Source organism: Micromonospora psammae (assembly GCF_036902725.1).
Lineage (GTDB): Bacteria > Actinomycetota > Actinomycetes > Mycobacteriales > Micromonosporaceae > Micromonospora.
On record NZ_JBAKHM010000009.1, the window covers coordinates 60,484 to 75,473 of the forward strand.

General features: G+C 71.6%; 14 protein-coding genes. 6 read left to right on the top strand and 8 right to left on the bottom strand.

The window, feature by feature from the left end; all coding sequences use genetic code 11:
* The first annotated feature begins 31 nt into the window (after positions 1-31).
* Positions 32-1,117, top strand: a complete 1,086-nt coding sequence (locus V6U79_RS13575) for a septum formation family protein (protein ID WP_334614852.1) — start codon at positions 32-34, stop codon at positions 1,115-1,117.
* A 55-nt stretch (positions 1,118-1,172) separates the two neighbouring features.
* On the opposite strand, the gene V6U79_RS13580 is transcribed toward V6U79_RS13575, so the two are convergent.
* Positions 1,173-1,499 carry a hypothetical protein gene (locus V6U79_RS13580; protein ID WP_334533524.1) on the bottom strand — a complete coding sequence of 109 codons (327 nt, stop codon included), beginning with the start codon at positions 1,497-1,499 and terminating at the stop codon, positions 1,173-1,175.
* Positions 1,500-1,824: 325 nt separating this feature from the next.
* Positions 1,825-2,133: a pterin dehydratase gene (locus V6U79_RS13585; RefSeq protein ID WP_334614853.1), complete on the bottom strand. Its 309-nt coding sequence runs from the start codon at positions 2,131-2,133 to the stop codon at positions 1,825-1,827.
* Between the two features lie 183 nt (positions 2,134-2,316).
* On the opposite strand from V6U79_RS13585, the gene V6U79_RS13590 reads away from it, so the two are divergent.
* Positions 2,317-2,757, top strand: coding sequence for a (deoxy)nucleoside triphosphate pyrophosphohydrolase (locus tag V6U79_RS13590; protein WP_334533529.1), 441 nt, complete (start codon positions 2,317-2,319; stop codon positions 2,755-2,757).
* A gap of 112 nt (positions 2,758-2,869) precedes the next feature.
* Here the strand turns inward: V6U79_RS13590 and V6U79_RS13595 are convergent, their stop codons facing one another.
* The 6 genes from V6U79_RS13595 to V6U79_RS13620 all read right to left on the bottom strand — a co-directional run bounded on the left by V6U79_RS13595 (position 2,870) and on the right by V6U79_RS13620 (position 10,407).
* Positions 2,870-3,940 (bottom strand): succinate dehydrogenase/fumarate reductase iron-sulfur subunit, encoded by a 1,071-nt coding sequence (locus tag V6U79_RS13595; protein ID WP_334533532.1) that lies wholly within the window; start codon positions 3,938-3,940, stop codon positions 2,870-2,872.
* Positions 3,940-5,853, bottom strand: coding sequence for a fumarate reductase/succinate dehydrogenase flavoprotein subunit (locus tag V6U79_RS13600; protein WP_334533535.1), 1,914 nt, complete (start codon positions 5,851-5,853; stop codon positions 3,940-3,942). The genes V6U79_RS13595 and V6U79_RS13600 overlap by 1 nt, the downstream gene beginning before the upstream one ends.
* 12 nt (positions 5,854-5,865) lie before the next feature.
* A complete protein-coding gene (sdhC, locus tag V6U79_RS13605; RefSeq protein ID WP_334533538.1) occupies positions 5,866-6,669 on the bottom strand; it encodes a succinate dehydrogenase subunit SdhC in 804 nt (267 codons plus the stop codon).
* Positions 6,670-6,964: 295 nt separating this feature from the next.
* A complete protein-coding gene (locus V6U79_RS13610; protein ID WP_334614854.1) occupies positions 6,965-8,392 on the bottom strand; it encodes a TldD/PmbA family protein in 1,428 nt (475 codons plus the stop codon).
* Positions 8,389-9,825 carry a TldD/PmbA family protein gene (locus tag V6U79_RS13615; RefSeq protein ID WP_334533544.1) on the bottom strand — a complete coding sequence of 479 codons (1,437 nt, stop codon included), beginning with the start codon at positions 9,823-9,825 and terminating at the stop codon, positions 8,389-8,391. The genes V6U79_RS13610 and V6U79_RS13615 overlap by 4 nt, the downstream gene beginning before the upstream one ends.
* Positions 9,826-9,858: 33 nt before the next feature.
* Entirely contained in the window at positions 9,859-10,407 is a 549-nt protein-coding gene (locus V6U79_RS13620) for a Uma2 family endonuclease (protein ID WP_334614855.1), read from the bottom strand.
* 275 nt (positions 10,408-10,682) lie between these two features.
* Here V6U79_RS13620 and V6U79_RS13625 point away from each other — a divergent pair, with 275 nt between their 5' ends.
* From V6U79_RS13625 to V6U79_RS13640, 4 genes are all read left to right on the top strand, one after another.
* Positions 10,683-11,738 carry an ABC transporter ATP-binding protein gene (locus V6U79_RS13625; RefSeq protein WP_334614902.1) on the top strand — a complete coding sequence of 352 codons (1,056 nt, stop codon included), beginning with the start codon at positions 10,683-10,685 and terminating at the stop codon, positions 11,736-11,738.
* Between the two features lie 108 nt (positions 11,739-11,846).
* Complete coding sequence (locus V6U79_RS13630; RefSeq protein ID WP_334614856.1) at positions 11,847-12,899, top strand: ABC transporter ATP-binding protein; 1,053 nt, start codon at positions 11,847-11,849, stop codon at positions 12,897-12,899.
* Positions 12,896-13,903, top strand: a complete 1,008-nt coding sequence (locus tag V6U79_RS13635) for an ABC transporter permease (RefSeq protein ID WP_334614857.1) — start codon at positions 12,896-12,898, stop codon at positions 13,901-13,903. The genes V6U79_RS13630 and V6U79_RS13635 overlap by 4 nt, the downstream gene beginning before the upstream one ends.
* A 9-nt stretch (positions 13,904-13,912) precedes the next feature.
* The gene (locus V6U79_RS13640) at positions 13,913-14,899 is read left to right on the top strand and encodes an ABC transporter permease (RefSeq protein ID WP_334533556.1); all 987 of its coding nucleotides are present in this window, start codon (positions 13,913-13,915) and stop codon (positions 14,897-14,899) included.
* Positions 14,900-14,990 lie beyond the last annotated feature (91 nt).

The following is a 14,990-nucleotide window of genomic DNA, read 5'->3' on the forward strand; positions in this document are numbered from 1 at the left end:
CGCCAATGCGGACACGGGAGAGGAAACAGGCGTGACCAGGGAACGGAGCAGGCCGACGTCCACGGAGGAGCACCGCCCCGCCCCACCCGGAACGACGGAGCCGACCGGGGACGAATGGGAGCCCTGGGCGCGGCCCGAGCAGCCGCGCGGCCGGTTGAGCCGGTGGGCCGTCGCCACCTTCCTCCTCGGTCTGTTCGGCGGGGTGCTCGCGCCGATCGCCGGGGCCGTCGCCCTGCGCCGGATCGCCCGTACCGACATGCGGGGCCGGGGCCTCGCCGTCGCCGGCCTGCTGCTCGCCGGGGTCTGGGCGCTCGCTTTGGTCCTGGTCTGGACCCAGGCCGGCCCGCGCGTCGACCCCGCGGCCGGCGTCCGGGGGCTGCGGCTGGGGGAGTGCTTCCGCGCTCCGAACACCCCCACGGGTACGCCGACCGCGCCCGACACGATCACCGAGGTGCGCTGCACCGAGCCGCACGACGCGGAGATGATCGGCGACTTCCCGGCCTACGAGCGGTACGCCGACGAGCCGTACCCGGGCACGGCCGTGCTGTCCCGGCGGGCGGAGGCGACCTGCGGGCAGCGGCAGCGCAGCTACGTGCTCGACCCACTCTCGCTCCCGACGGACGTGCGGCTGCGCTGGTACGTCCCCTCCCGGGTCCAGTGGGCGTCGGCGCCGAAGCTCACCTGCTACCTCGCCGTCCCGGCGTCGTTGACCCGGCCGCTGCGGGCGGACGCCACCGTGCTGCGGCCCGAGCAGCTCGCCTACCTGACGGCGGCGCGGGACTACACCGAGTTGCGGGCGGACCTGGTCGCCCGGGCGCCGTCCGCCCCCGTCACCGAGCTGCGCGAGGCGGTGCGGCGGATCGAGGTCGCGCACACCCGGATGGGTTTCCAGTTGCGGGCCGGGAGTTGGCCGGAGCCGGCGCGAGCGGCCGTGGCGACGCTGATCGCCGGGATGGAGCAGGCGGAGCCGGCCTGGCGGGACGCCGAAAAGGCGGCCGGACGCGACGATTTGCTCAAGGTGGTCACGGAGATCCAGCGGCACCCGGCTCCGGAGGTCGAGTCGGCCGTGCGGCAGGCCCTGGGGCTGCCCGTTCAGCAGGGTGATCCGGTCCGGTGACGCGGCGACCCCGCCGCCCGTGGTGCGGGTGGCGGGGTCGACAGGACCGGCTGGTTCAGTGGTTGGCGCGCGGGTCGGCGTCGCGGCTGCGGCTGCCGGACTTGGCCAGGCCGCGGCTCACCAGGTAACCGATGGTCAGCAGGGTGATGTACCACCAGGCCTTGTCGGCGGCGAAGTAGTCGCCGCCGTCGTTCACGGAACGGTCACCGACGGCGTTCGAGGCGATCAGCACGCCGATCACGGAGAGCAGGTAGACGGCCAGCTCGGTGGTCTTCCACGAGGGCTTGGTCTCGTCGCCGTGCCGGTGCGCGGGCCGCACGTCGTGCCCCACGTGGTCGGCGTGGTGGTCGGCGGTGCGGGTGGTGCTCGTGGGCGTGGTCATGATCAGCTCCAGAATATGTTGTTTCGAGGGGGTCCGTCCTCTACGGGCTGGTTGTTCCCTCCCGCGCCGAAACAACTACCCTGGGCGGGTTATTAGAAACATCAATTCTCAGGAAGTTCACAGAGCGTCGCCCGGGTGGGTGACGGCCGCTCGGCCGGCGTGAACCAGGACGTTCCGCCGAGCGCGCCGAGGGGCGCCCGGCTCTAGGCTGAGGTCACGCCGGCGGCCGGTCGGCGGGAACGGGGGCCGGGATGGGCGGTGTCCGCGCGTTGTCGCAAGCCTGCCGCACCGGTGCCCACGGGCGGCGGGACCGGCCCGGGTCCGATCAGGATGCGGTGACCGCGCGGTACGCGTCCTCGATGCGGGCGGCCAGCAGGACCTCGCCCTCGCTCAACGGCTCACCGTCGCCGTGGCCGACCCGGATCAGGGTCTGCTCGTCCCGGCGGCTGATCTCGGGACGCAGCCGCAGCGCGTCCGCGACCACCTTGACCCGTTCGGTCAGCGCCGCGTGCTGGGTGTCGTCCATGACGAGGACCCGTCGGATCTGCTCACCGTCCCGGGTCCACCCGGTGAGGAGGGTGAGCGCGTCACTGAGGTAGTCGTGCTTCGCCCGGCTGCTGAACAGCACGCGCATCACCGCACCTCCCAGGCGTCGTTGCCGGCTTGTGGCCAAATCGTCGCCGTCCCGTGTCCTCGTGGTGTTACACAGTCTGTCCGCGCCCGGAAGGTGTGTCCACGGCCACACTTCCGAACTCTGCTGACCTACCGGTCGGGGACGGTACCCAAACCGACGATTGATCTGGCACGCTGGACGGCCGTGCAGACCGAACAGGTAAGCGGTAACGGACATGCCGAGCGGCGTGAGCCGAAGGTCGTCGTCGGGGCGGCGATCATCTCCGACGGACGGGTGCTGGCCTGCGCCCGTACCGCGCCACCGGAGGTGGCCGGCAGATACGAGTTCCCCGGCGGCAAGGTCGAGCCGGGCGAGAGCGAGACGGCCGCGCTGATCCGCGAGTGCGTGGAGGAGCTGGACGTACGCGTCGAGATCGGCGACCGGGTCGGCCGGGATGTCCGGATGGCCCACGGCCGTTCGGTGCTCAAGGTGTACGCGGCCCGGCTGCTGCACGGCGACCAGCCGCGGGCGCTGGAGCACTCCGCGATGCGCTGGCTCTCCGCCGAGGAGCTGGACACGGTGCCCTGGCTGCCCGCCGACGAGCCCATCGTCGCCGCCCTCCGTCCCCTGCTCATCCGCGACTGACCCACCGCTGTCGGCCCCGGCCGCCGCGACGGCGGCGGGGACCCGGACGCGCGGGGGGAAAACGGACGGGGGCCGGCGGCAGTCGCCGCGGCCCCCGTCGATGCTGTCCCGGTCAGTGCTTCTCGTCCTGGCTCGGGTGCGCGAAGTTGAGGTGCTCCGGAGGCAGCGGGAAGGTGACGTCGTCTCCGAACGGCGACGGGGCCGCCGCCCGGTCGAAGGTCAGCTCCGTCAGGGGCAGCTTGCCGCTGCCGTCCACCGCCGGGGCGGTGGGGTGCGGAACCTCCCGGTGCCAGTTGACGCCCTTCTGCGCCTGGACCTCGGCGCGCGAGTCATGCGACCCTCCCGCGTGCGAGTGAACCCCAGCCTGACCAGCGCCGCTGTGCACCACGGACCCCTTTCCCGCGCTGCCCGCGGTGCTCTGCCGGGGCGTCTCGCCCCGCCGGAAGATCTTGCTACCAAGCCACACAAGGGGATCGTACCTGCGGTCGACGACCCGCTCCTTCATGGGGATGATCCCGTTGTCAGTGATCTTGATGTGCTCCGGGCAGACCTCGGTGCAGCACTTGGTGATGTTGCAGAGACCCAGTCCCTGCTCCTGCTGCGCGTACTCCTTGCGGTCGGTCCGGGTGTCCAGCGGGTGCATGTCCAACTCGGCGGCGCGGATGAAGAAGCGCGGCCCGGAGAAGGCCTGCTTGTTCTCCTCGTGGTCGCGGATGACGTGGCAGACGGTCTGGCACAGGAAGCACTCGATGCACTTGCGGAACTCCTGCGAGCGCTCCACGTCGACCTGCTGCATCCGGTAGTCGCCGGGGGCGACGTCGGCCGGCGGCGCGAAGGCGGGCGTCTCCCGGGCCTTCTCGTAGTTGAACGAGACGTCGGTGACCAGGTCGCGGATCACCGGGAAGGTGCGCAGCGGGGTGACCGTCACCGTCTCGTCCTCCTCGAAGGTGGACATCCGGGTCATGCAGCTCAGCCGCGGCTTGCCGTTGATCTCCATCGAGCAGGAGCCGCACTTGCCCGCCTTGCAGTTCCACCGGCAGGCGAGGTCCGGCGCGTCGGTGGCCTGGAGCCGGTGGATGACGTCGAGGACGACCTCGCCCTCGTTCACCTCGACCGCGTAGTCCTGCAGGTCGCCGCCGGTCTCGTCGCCCCGCCAGATCCTGAACTGTCGCTTGTCTCCCATTACTTGCCCGCCTCCTCAGCGAGGGCGTCGAAGTCCGCGAGCTCCTCGTCGGTCAGGTACTTGGACAGCTCGGCGCGATCGAACAGGCCGATCAGCTCCGCTCGCATCTTCGGCAGTGGCTTGTGGTCCAGCCGGACCGTGTCGCCGTCCAGCGAGCAGACCAGGTTGAACCGCCGCCACTTCGGGTCCATCGCCGGGAAGTCCTCCCGGGTGTGCCCGCCGCGGGACTCCTGCCGCTCCAGCGCCGCCTTCGCGGTGCACTCCGAGACCACCAGCATGTTGCGCAGGTCCAGCGCCAGGTGCCAGCCGGGGTTGTAACGCCGGCCGCCGGCCGCGCTGACCTTGGCCACCCGCTCGCGCAGCTCCGCCAGCCTGCTCAACGCGTCGACCAGCTCGTTCTCCCGGCGGATGATCCCGACCAGATCCCCCATCACCGCCTGGAGGTCCTGCTGGAGGGTGTACGGGTTCTCGCCGGTGTCCCGCTGCAACGGCGCGAGGGCCGTCTCCACCGCCGCCTCGACCGCGCTGATCGACACCTTCGGGCGCGCAGGCAGCAGGTCGGCGTACGACGCCGCGTGCCCGCCCGCCCGCTTGCCGAAGACCAGCAGGTCGGAGAGGGAGTTGCCGCCGAGCCGGTTGGAGCCGTGCATGCCGCCGGAGACCTCACCGGCGGCGAAGAGCCCGCGCACCGTGCCGTACGCGGCGCCGGAGTCCGGGTCGACCTCCACCCCGCCCATCACGTAGTGACAGGTGGGGCCGACCTCCATCGGCTCCTTCGTGATGTCGACGTCGGCCAGCTCCTTGAACTGGTGGTACATCGACGGCAGGCGGCGGCGGATCTCCTCGGCCGGCTTCCTGGTGGCGATGTCCAGGTAGACGCCGCCGGCGGGCGTACCCCGGCCGGCCTTGACCTCGCTGTTGATCGCGCGGGCGACCTCGTCCCGGGGGAGCAGCTCCGGCGGGCGCCGGTTGTTGTCCGGGTCGGTGTACCAGCGATCCGCCTCCTCCTCGGTCTCCGCGTACTGCTTGCGGAAGACGTCGGGGACGTAGTCGAACATGAACCGCTTGCCGTCGGAGTTCTTCAGCACGCCGCCGTCGCCGCGGACCGACTCGGTGACCAGGATGCCCTTCACCGAGGGCGGCCAGACCATGCCGGTCGGGTGGAACTGGAGGAACTCCATGTTGATCAGCGTCGCCCCGGCGCGCAGCGCCAGCGCGTGACCGTCCCCGGTGTACTCCCAGGAGTTCGAGGTCACCTTGTACGACCGGCCGACCCCGCCGGTGGCCAGCACCACGGCCGGCGCCTCGAAGAGGACGAACTCGCCGGACTCCCGGTAGTAGCCGAACGCGCCGGCCACCCGGTCGCCGTCGAGCAGCAGCTCGGTGATGGTGGTCTCGGAGAAGACCTTGATCCGGGCGTCGTACGAGCCGAGGTCCCGCTTGTCCTCCTGCTGAAGGGAGACGATCTTCTGCTGGAGGGTGCGGATCAGCTCCAGGCCGGTGCGGTCGCCGACGTGCGCCAGCCGCGGGTACTCGTGGCCGCCGAAGTTGCGCTGGGAGATCTTCCCGTCCTTCGTACGGTCGAAGAGCGCCCCGTACGTCTCCAGCTCCCAGATCCGCTGCGGCGACTCCTTCGCGTGCAGCTCGGCCATCCGGAAGTTGTTGAGGAACTTGCCGCCGCGCATGGTGTCCCGGAAGTGCACCTGCCAGCTGTCCCGAGGGTTCACGTTCCCCATGGCGGCCGCCGCGCCGCCCTCGGCCATCACGGTGTGCGCCTTGCCGAAGAGCGACTTGGAGATGATCGCGGTCTTCTTGCCGGCCAGCCGGGCCTCGATCGCCGCGCGCAGGCCGGCGCCGCCGGCCCCGATCACGACGACGTCGTAGTGGTGTCGTTCGATTCGCGTCTCAGTCATGTCCAGGGGCCCTTAGTTGATGAACCGCAGGTCGGTGATCCAGTTGGCGGCCACCGCCATGACGTAGAAGTCGGTCAGGGCGAGGGTGCCGAGGGTGATCCACGCGAGCTGCATGTGCCGGACGTTCAGCCAGGACACGCCGGTCCAGGCGCGGTAGCGCAGCGGAGCCTTCGAGAAGTGCTTGAGCCGCCCACCGATGATGTGCCGGCAGGAGTGGCAGGAGATGGTGTACGCCCAGAGCATCACCACGTTGACCAGCAGGACGATGTTGCCCAGCCCGAACCCGAAGCCCTTCGGCGAGTGGAAGGCCAGGATCGCGTCCCAGGTGTTGATCAGCGAGATGATCGCGGCGGCGTAGAAGAAGTAGCGGTGCAGGTTCTGCCCGAGCAGCGGGAACCGGGTCTCGCCGCTGTACGCCTTGTGCCCGTCCGGCACCGCGCAGGCCGGCGGCGACAGCCAGAAGGACCGGTAGTACGCCTTGCGGTAGTAGTAGCAGGTCAGCCGGAACAGCAGCAGGAACGGCAGGGTCAGCGCGGCGTCCGGGATGATCCACCAGCCGGGCAGGAACCGGCCGAAGTGCGAGGCGCCCTCGATGCACCGCTCGGTCACGCAGGGGGAGTAGAACGGGGTCAGGTAGTGGTAGTCGTCGACCCAGTACCACTTGTGCATGAAGACCCGGACCGTCGCGTACGCGACCCAGGCGCTGAGCCCGAGGAAGGTGAGCAGTGGGGCGAGCCACCAGCGGTCGGTCCGCAACGTCTTCGCCGCGATGGCGGCGCGCGCCCGCGCCAGCGGCCTCGTTGCCGTTGATGTCATTCGAGTCGTCTCCCTGACGGCGCCCTCGCGGGCGGCGGATCACGTTCCATTCGGTCAGCGGACCGGTGGGACTGAGGTCCACTGTCACGTCTTTGCGCACACCAACGACCGCTCCGACGAATCGGCGCAGCTAAGTGACACACGTTACGCCGATCTTCGCGGGCCGGCCGCGCAACGCAGTGTCCCGTGTGTCCCGCGGGTTGGAAAGACCCGCACCATGATCAATGTCGGGAGGCGGGGAGAGATCGCCTCCGCTCGACACCCGGGGGTCCGCCCCGACGCCGGCGGCGACCGGTCAGCCGGAGGCGCCGCCGGTGAAGTTCCAGGACGCCAGCCGCAGCGCCGGGGACTCCCACCACGCCCCGTCGAGCCGGTCCGGCTGGCGCACCGGCCGGCGGCCCAGGCCGCGCACCGCGCCCGGCGCCAACGCCCGGGAGTACGCCTCGGTGAACCGGAGGTCGCGGACCGCCCGGGTCGGCACACCGTCCTCGACCAGCCACACCCCGTTGCGGGTCAGGCCCGTGATCACCAGGGTCTTCGGGTCCAGCACCCGGGTGTACCAGAAGTCGCTGACCAGCAACCCCCGCTCCACCCCGGCCACCAGCGCGGCGGTGTCCGGGTCGGCCACCGCGCCGGCCACGCCGACCGGTCCCGCCCCGGCGGCGCCGCCGGTCGGCTCACTCGGCGGGTCGCCGGCGTCGTCGTCGGTGGCGCCCAGGAGGCGGAGGTTGCGGGGGAGCGGACCGAAGGTGGCCGCGCCCGGCATCCCGTGCCCGGTGGACTCCGCCCCCACCTCGGCGCCGCTGCGCCGGTCGTGCGCCACCGCGCGGGTCACCCCGGCCTCGACCAGCGTCACCGCGCGGCGGGCGGTGCCCTCCAGGTCGTACGGGAGGGCGGAGCCGTGCAGCGGGTCGTCGACCAGGGTCACCGCCGGATCGAACTGGGCCGCTCCCGGCCGGGCGAAGGACTGGCGCTCGGCGTACCGCTTGCCGTTGAAGCCGTACCAGGCGAGATTCTGGAGCAGGTCGGCGACGGCGGCCGGTTCGAGCACCACCTCGTACCGGCCCGGGGGCAGTTCGACCGGGTCGGCGGCGGCGCGGGCCTTCGCCGCGGCCCGGGCGCCGAGGGCGGCGCCGTCGAGGTCGGCGAGCCGGTCGACGCAGAGCCGGGCCACCCCGTCCGCGCCACCGGTCCGGGCGATGCCGTCCATCGCCGCCTCGGCCGTGCGGCCGATCGCGGTGTGGCCCGCGGAGTTGGCGAACGCTCCCCGGCGCGACGAGATCCGGCAGTAGCCGGCCGCCTCCAGGCCGCCCACCGCGTCCACGAAGGCGCGGACCCGCTCGGCCAGGTCGGCGGGTTGGGCGTGCTCCGTCGGGCCGTCGGTCGGTGGGGCGGACGGCACCGGCGTGGGTGGGGTCAGCCCGGGCCAGGCCGGGTCGGGCGGGCAGAGCCGGGCGGCCGCCAGGGTCCGCTCGACCAGCCCGGTCAGCCCGTCGGCGTCGACCCGGCTGCTGCTGCCGGCGGCCGTCCGGCCGTCGACGTGCAGGTGCAGCCGCACCGCCCGGCCCACGTCGGAGACGTTCTGGTGGATGAACGAGTTGGCGAACCGGGTCAGCGCCTGGTGGTGCTCGACGACGGTGACCTCGGCCTGCGCCCCGGGGCCGGCGAGGCGGCGGACCAGCTCCACCACCCGGGCGGCGTGGTCCGACCCGGTCCCGGTCATGCGCGTACCCCCACCCGGACGTCGCGGAACCGGGCCGGCGCCGACGGGTGGCCGGTGTGTCCGATCTGGCCCGGCTGGCCCTTGCCGCAGTTGGGCGTCCCCCACGGCACGATCTCCGAGGAGAGCATGTCCATCGAGCGCCAGAAGAGCGGGCCGATGCCGGTGTAGGTGGGGTTGCGCAGCATCCGCCCGCGCCGCCCCTTCTTCACCTCCCAGCCGACCTCGCAGCCGAACTGGAAGTTGAGCCGCCGGTCGTCGATGGACCAGGACCGGTTGACGTCCATCAGCACCCCGTCGTCGGTCGCCGCGATGATCTCGTCGAGGGTGTGCGGGCCCGGTTCCAGGCCCACGTTGGTCATCCGCACCATCGGCAGCCGGGCCCAGCCGTCCGCCCGTACGCTGCCGCCGTGATCGAGGCCGGCGACGGCGGCCGAGTCCCGCCCGGCGAGCACGCCCACCCAGCGCCCCTCGCGGACCGCGTCCCGCCGGACGGCCGGCGAGCCCTCGTCGTCGAAGCCGAAGCTGCCCAGCGCGCCCGGGATGGTCGGGTCGATGGTGACGTTCATCAGCTCGGAGCCGTACCGCAGCGAGCCGAGCTGGGCCAGGTCCAGCCAGGAGGTGCCGGCGAAGGCGGCCTCCCAGCCGAGGATCCGGTCCAGCTCGATGGCGTGCCCGACGGACTCGTGGATCTGGAGGGCGAGCTGCTCGCCGCCGAGGATCAGGTCGGTCTCGCCGGCCGGGCACTCGGGCGCGGTGAGCAGCTCCCGGGACTCCTCGGCGATCCGCGCCGCGTGCGCGGCCAGGTCCAGCGACTCGACCAGCTCCCAGCCGGTGGTGCCGTACTGGCCGCGGTAGCTGGGGTAGGAGCGGCGCTGGGTCTCCCGCTCGCCGATCGAGGTGGCGGAGACGCCGCCGCCGCACTCCCGGATGCGCTGGTCGATCCGGTGCCCCTCGCTGGAGACGAACCACTTGACGGTGTCCCAGATCTGGTAGAGCCCCTCGGCGAGGTCGGCGCCGTGCGCCCGCATCGTGGCGGTCGCCCCGACCAGCAGGTCGCCCTTGTCCGACAGCGCCACCCCGAGCGGGTCGACCCGGCACTGCGAGGCCCAGGTCGCGATGGTCGGCTCGCTCGGGACCAGGTCGATCGGCGGGCCGGGGACCCGCGCGCTCGCGGTGGCGGTCTCCGCGGCGCGCCGGCCGGCGTCGCGGACCATCCGCTCCGACAGCTCGGGTACGGCGTGGAAGCCCCAGCTCGACCCGACCAGCGCCCGGACGCCCAGCCCGATGCTCTCGTCCTGGGTGAGCTCCTCGATCTCGCCATTGCGGGCCGACATGGACTCGTAGCGGCGGTGCATCACCCGGGCGTCCGCGTACCGGGCGCCCGCGTCGAGGGCGGCCTGCACGGCGGCCGACGCCGCATCGAACTCGGTCATGTGCCCGACCCTAGGCGAGCGGACCGACATCCGTCAGGGCAGCAGCTCCTTCGGCCGAATGGTGGCCCGAACCGGTTCGGTCAGCTCCAGCGTCTCGCCGACCTTGGCCACCGACTGCTCCACGTAGTGCCGGCCCTGCCGTCGGTAGAGGTGCAGGGTGCCGTTCTCCTGCTCCACCAGGAGGTACCACTCGATACCTGCGGTGGCGTAGTAGTGCATCTTGAGCACCTTGTCGGTGGCCGCGTTGCTCGGCGAGATGATCTCGCAGACGAGGCGGACGTCGTTCGCCTCGATGTTGACCTCGTCGAAGTCGATCTCACCGGTGATGACGAGGTCGGGGATCGTGATGCGGCCGGGCTTGAGTCGGACGTTGACCGCCTCCAGGACCCGGAGTCGCGCTTCGCGAGCCGGCTGTCGCAGGACGGCGCGAAGCTCGCCGGAGATGTTCTGGTGACGTGGAGTCGGGGCTGGGGTCACGTGGAGGCTCCCGTCGAAGAGTTCGACGCGCTGTTGCGTCTCGCCGAGGGCGAGGTACTCCTCTTCGGTCCACGGTCCCTCGTGGTCGAACACCGCCGCGGTCATGGTCACCTCCACCTCGTGCCGGCGGGAATCCTCCCGTGGGTGCCGCCTCCATGGTCGCACCCGAGGTGCGACCGTGCGGGCACGACATCGAGTCGCCGGGGTGGATGTCCTGGTGAGGACTGTTCACGCCCGTTGTCGACTCGTTACGCTGTGGCCCGCTGACAGCTCCGCCTTTGTAGCTTATTTTCGCCCTCGTGAGTTTGTTGTAGGTTATCTACAACCCGAGGGAGGCGGTCGTGGACAGTCCGGAACCGGCGCCGTCCGGCCGATCCGACGTGCCGGAACAGCGCGCCGCCGAGGGCCCCTACCTGCGGGTGGAGGACCTGCGGGTGCGCTTCGACACCGAGGACGGCGTGGTCCGCGCGGTCGACGGGGTGTCCTTCTCGGTCGAGCGGGGCCGCACCCTCGGCATCGTCGGCGAGTCCGGCTCGGGCAAGAGCGTCACCTCGCTGGCCGTCCTCGGCCTGCACGACCCCCGGCGGACCACCATCACCGGGGAGATCTCCCTCGGCGGCCGGCAACTGGTCGGCCTCCCCGAGGAGGAGGTGCGCCGGCTGCGCGGCCGGGACATGGCGATGATCTTCCAGGATCCGCTCTCCGCGCTGCACCCCTACTACACCGTCGGCAGGCAGATCGCCGAGGCGTACCGGGTGCACCACCCGAAGGCCGGCAAGCGGGAGGCCCGCCGGCGGGCGGTGGACATGCTGGGCCGGGTCGGCATCCCGCAGCCGGCCAAGCGGTTCGACCAGTACCCGCACGAGTTCTCCGGTGGCATGCGGCAACGGGCGATGATCGCGATGGCCCTGGTCAACGACCCGGACCTGGTGATCGCCGACGAGCCGACCACCGCGCTGGACGTGACGGTGCAGGCGCAGATCCTGGACCTCCTCGCCGATCTCCAGGCCGAGTTCCGCTCGGCGATCATCCTGATCACCCACGACCTGGGCGTGGTCTCCCAGGTGGCCGACGACGTGCTGGTGATGTACGGCGGCCGCGCGGTCGAGCAGGGCAGCGTGGAGCAGGTGCTGCGACGTCCGCAGCACCCGTACACCTGGGGGTTGCTCTCCAGCGTGCCGTCGTTGCACGGCGACGCGGACGCGGACCTGGTGCCGATCCCCGGCAACCCGCCCTCGTTGATCAACCTGCCGTCGGGGTGCGCGTTCCATCCGCGCTGCCGCTACGCCGACCGCAACGGCGACCGGTCGTCCACCGAGGTCCCCGAGCTGCGGCCGGCGGGCGCCCCCGGTCACCTGGTCGCCTGCCACCTCTCCGCCGACCAGCGGACCGTGCTGTACGCCGAGGACGTCGCGCAGGTGGGGGTGGCCCGGTGAGGAACGCAGCGAAGCGGAGTCCCGCAGTCGCGAACGAAGGGCTGCTCCCGTGAGCGCGAGGAACGCAGCGAAGCGGAGTCCCGCAGTCGCGAACGAAGGGCGGCTCCGATGACCGGGACCGAGACCGAACCGCTGCTGCGGGTGCGCGGGCTGGCCAAGCACTTCCCGGTGCGCAGCGGCCTGCGGAGCAGGGGACTGGTGCGGGCCGTCGACGGGCTCGACTTCGACGTGCGGCCGGGGGAGACCCTGGGCCTGGTCGGGGAGTCCGGCTGCGGCAAGACCACCACCGGCCGGATGCTGGTGCGGCTGCTGGAGCCGACCGCCGGCTCGATCGAGTTCGCCGGGCGGGACATCACCCACGCCGGGCGCCGCGAGCTGCGTCCGCTGCGCCAGGACCTCCAGATCATCTTCCAGGACCCGTACGCCTCGCTGAACCCGCGCCACACCGTCGGCCGGATCGTGGCGATGCCGTTGCAGGTCAACCGGATCACCCCGCCCGGCGGGGTGAAGAAGCGGGTGCAGGAGCTGCTGGAGCTGGTCGGGCTCAACCCGGAGCACTACAACCGCTACCCGCACGAGTTCTCCGGCGGGCAGCGGCAGCGGATCGGCATCGCCCGCGCGCTGGCGCTGCGGCCCCGGCTGATCGTCGCCGACGAGCCGGTCTCGGCGCTGGACGTCTCGATCCAGGCGCAGGTGGTCAACCTGCTGCGGGACCTGCAACGCGAACTCGACCTGGCGTTCGTCTTCATCGCCCACGACCTGGCCGTGGTCCGGCACTTCTGCCAGCGGGTCGCGGTGATGTACCTCGGCAAGATCGTGGAGATCGGCGACCGGGACGACATCTACGAACGGCCGCAGCACCCGTACACCCGGGCGCTGCTCTCGGCGATCCCGGACGTGACGGCGCTCGGTCCCGGCGGCCGGATCCGGCTCACCGGGGACGTGCCGACGCCGCTGGACCCGCCCTCGGGTTGCCGGTTCCGCACCCGGTGCTGGAAGGCGCGGGACGTCTGCGCCACCGAGGAACCCGCCCTGGTCGCCCGGGACGGCGGCCGACAGTTGACGGCCTGTCACTTCCCGGAGAGCGGCCCGGTCGGCGCGGCCGATCCGGTCGGCCCGGTGGACGTGAGCGGCGTGAGCGCCGAGGAGGTGGCGAGGTGAGCCTGTCCCCGGTCGAGGGCGTGGCGCTGGCCGAGATCGAGTCCGGCGGCGACGGTGCCGCCCCGAAGCAGAAGGCCGTCGTCGGCCGCTCGCCCGGGCAGCTCGCCTGGCTCCGGCTGCGCCGGGACTCCACCGCGGTCGTCAGCGGGTCGATGCTGGTCTTCTTCGCGCTGGTGGCGCTCGCCGCGCCGCTGATCGAGCTGCTCTACGGGATCGGGCCGGGCGACCAGTTCCAAGGCAAGCTGGACGGGTTCGGGATGCCGCTCGGCTACGCCGGCGGGGTGTCGGCGGACCACTTCTTCGGCCTGGAACCCGGGCTCGGTCGGGACATCTTCATCCGGATGGTCCACGGCCTGCGGACCTCGCTCTTCATCGCCTTCACCGCGGCGGTGGTCACCACCACGATCGGCGTCGCGCTCGGCGTCCTCGCCGGCTACCTGGGCGGCCGGGTCGACGCGGTGATCAGCTGGATCACCGACCTGGCGCTGGCCATGCCGTTCCTGATCGTCGCCCTGGCGTTGACGCCGACCCTGGTGCTGCGCTTCTACGGCGAGCGGGAGGAGGTCTCCTCGGTCTTCGGGGTGGTGGTGCTGATCGTGGTGTTCGCGGTCTTCGGCTGGACCAGCACCGCCCGGCTGGTGCGGGGCCAGGTGATCACCTTGCGCGAGCGGGAGTTCGTGGAGGCGGCCCGGGCCAGCGGCGCCGGGCTGGGGCACATGCTCTTCCGGCAGTTGCTGCCGAACATCTGGGCCCCGATCCTGGTGGCGTTCTCGCTGGCGGTGCCGCAGTACGTCACCGGCGAGGCGGCGCTGTCCTTCCTCAACGTCGGCCTCGGCGAGGAGACGCCGAGCTTCGGAAAGATGATCTTCCGGAGCCTGAGCTACCTGGAGACCGACCCGGCGTACGTCTTCTTCCCGGGCATCACGATCTTCGCGCTGGTGCTGGCCTTCAACCTCTTCGGGGACGCGCTGCGCGACGCGCTCGACCCGAAGTCGTCGCGGTAGGGGTGTGCCATGGCCCGGTTCCTGATCAAGCGGATCTTCTCCGCCGTGCTCACCCTCTTCGTGGTGAGCGTGCTGACCTTCCTGATGTTCTTCGCGCTGCCCCGCGACCCGGTCAGCGGCATGTGCCCGAAGAACTGCAACCCGGAGCGGCTGGAACGGGTCCGCCAGGAGTTGGGTCTGCGCGACCCCCTGGTCACCCAGTACGCCGGCTACATGAAGGGCATCTTCACCGGTCGGGACCTGGGCAGCGCCCAGGGTGGCCGGTGCGACGCCCCCTGCCTGGGCTGGTCGTACGTCACCAACGAGGCGGTCTCCGACACGATCGCCCGGGTGCTGCCGGTGACGCTGAGCATCGTGATCCCGGCGGCCGTCCTCTGGCTGCTGCTCGGGGTGGGGCTCGGCATGGTGTCCGCGCTGCGCCGGGGCACCTGGCTGGACCGGGCCGCGATCGGCTTCTCGCTGGCCGGCGCCTCGTTGCAGATCTACTTCGTCGGCGCGGTGCTGATGCTGGTCTTCGTCTACACGCTGGCCTGGCTGCCGGTGCCCGGCTACACCTCGATCTTCACGGACCCGCTGGAGTGGGCCTCCGGGCTGGTGCTGGCCTGGCTGGCGCTGGCGTTCCTGTTCTCCGCGATCTACGCCCGGTTGTCCCGGGCGCAGATGCTGGAGACGCTGTCGGAGGACTTCGTCCGGACCGCGCGGGCCAAGGGCCTGGCCAAACGCACGGTGTACGGGCGGCACGCGCTGCGCGCGGCGATCACCCCGGTGGTGACCATCGCCGGCCTCGACGTCGGCGGGGCGCTGGGCGGCACGGTGATCACCGAGACCACCTTCGGCCTGAACGGGATGGGCCGGACCGCCGTCGAGGCGGTCCGCGCCGGCGACCTGCCCACCATCATGGCCACCGTGCTGATCGCGGCGGTCTTCGTGGTACTGGCCAACCTGCTGGTGGATCTGCTGTACGCCGCGATCGACCCGCGGGTCCGGCTGGGCTGACCGTCGTCCGTCCTCGTCCCCGTCGGACGTCGACCGGTCGGGCGCGTTGAAAAGTATCGACAACTGTTACACAATTCGTAGGTTTTTTTCT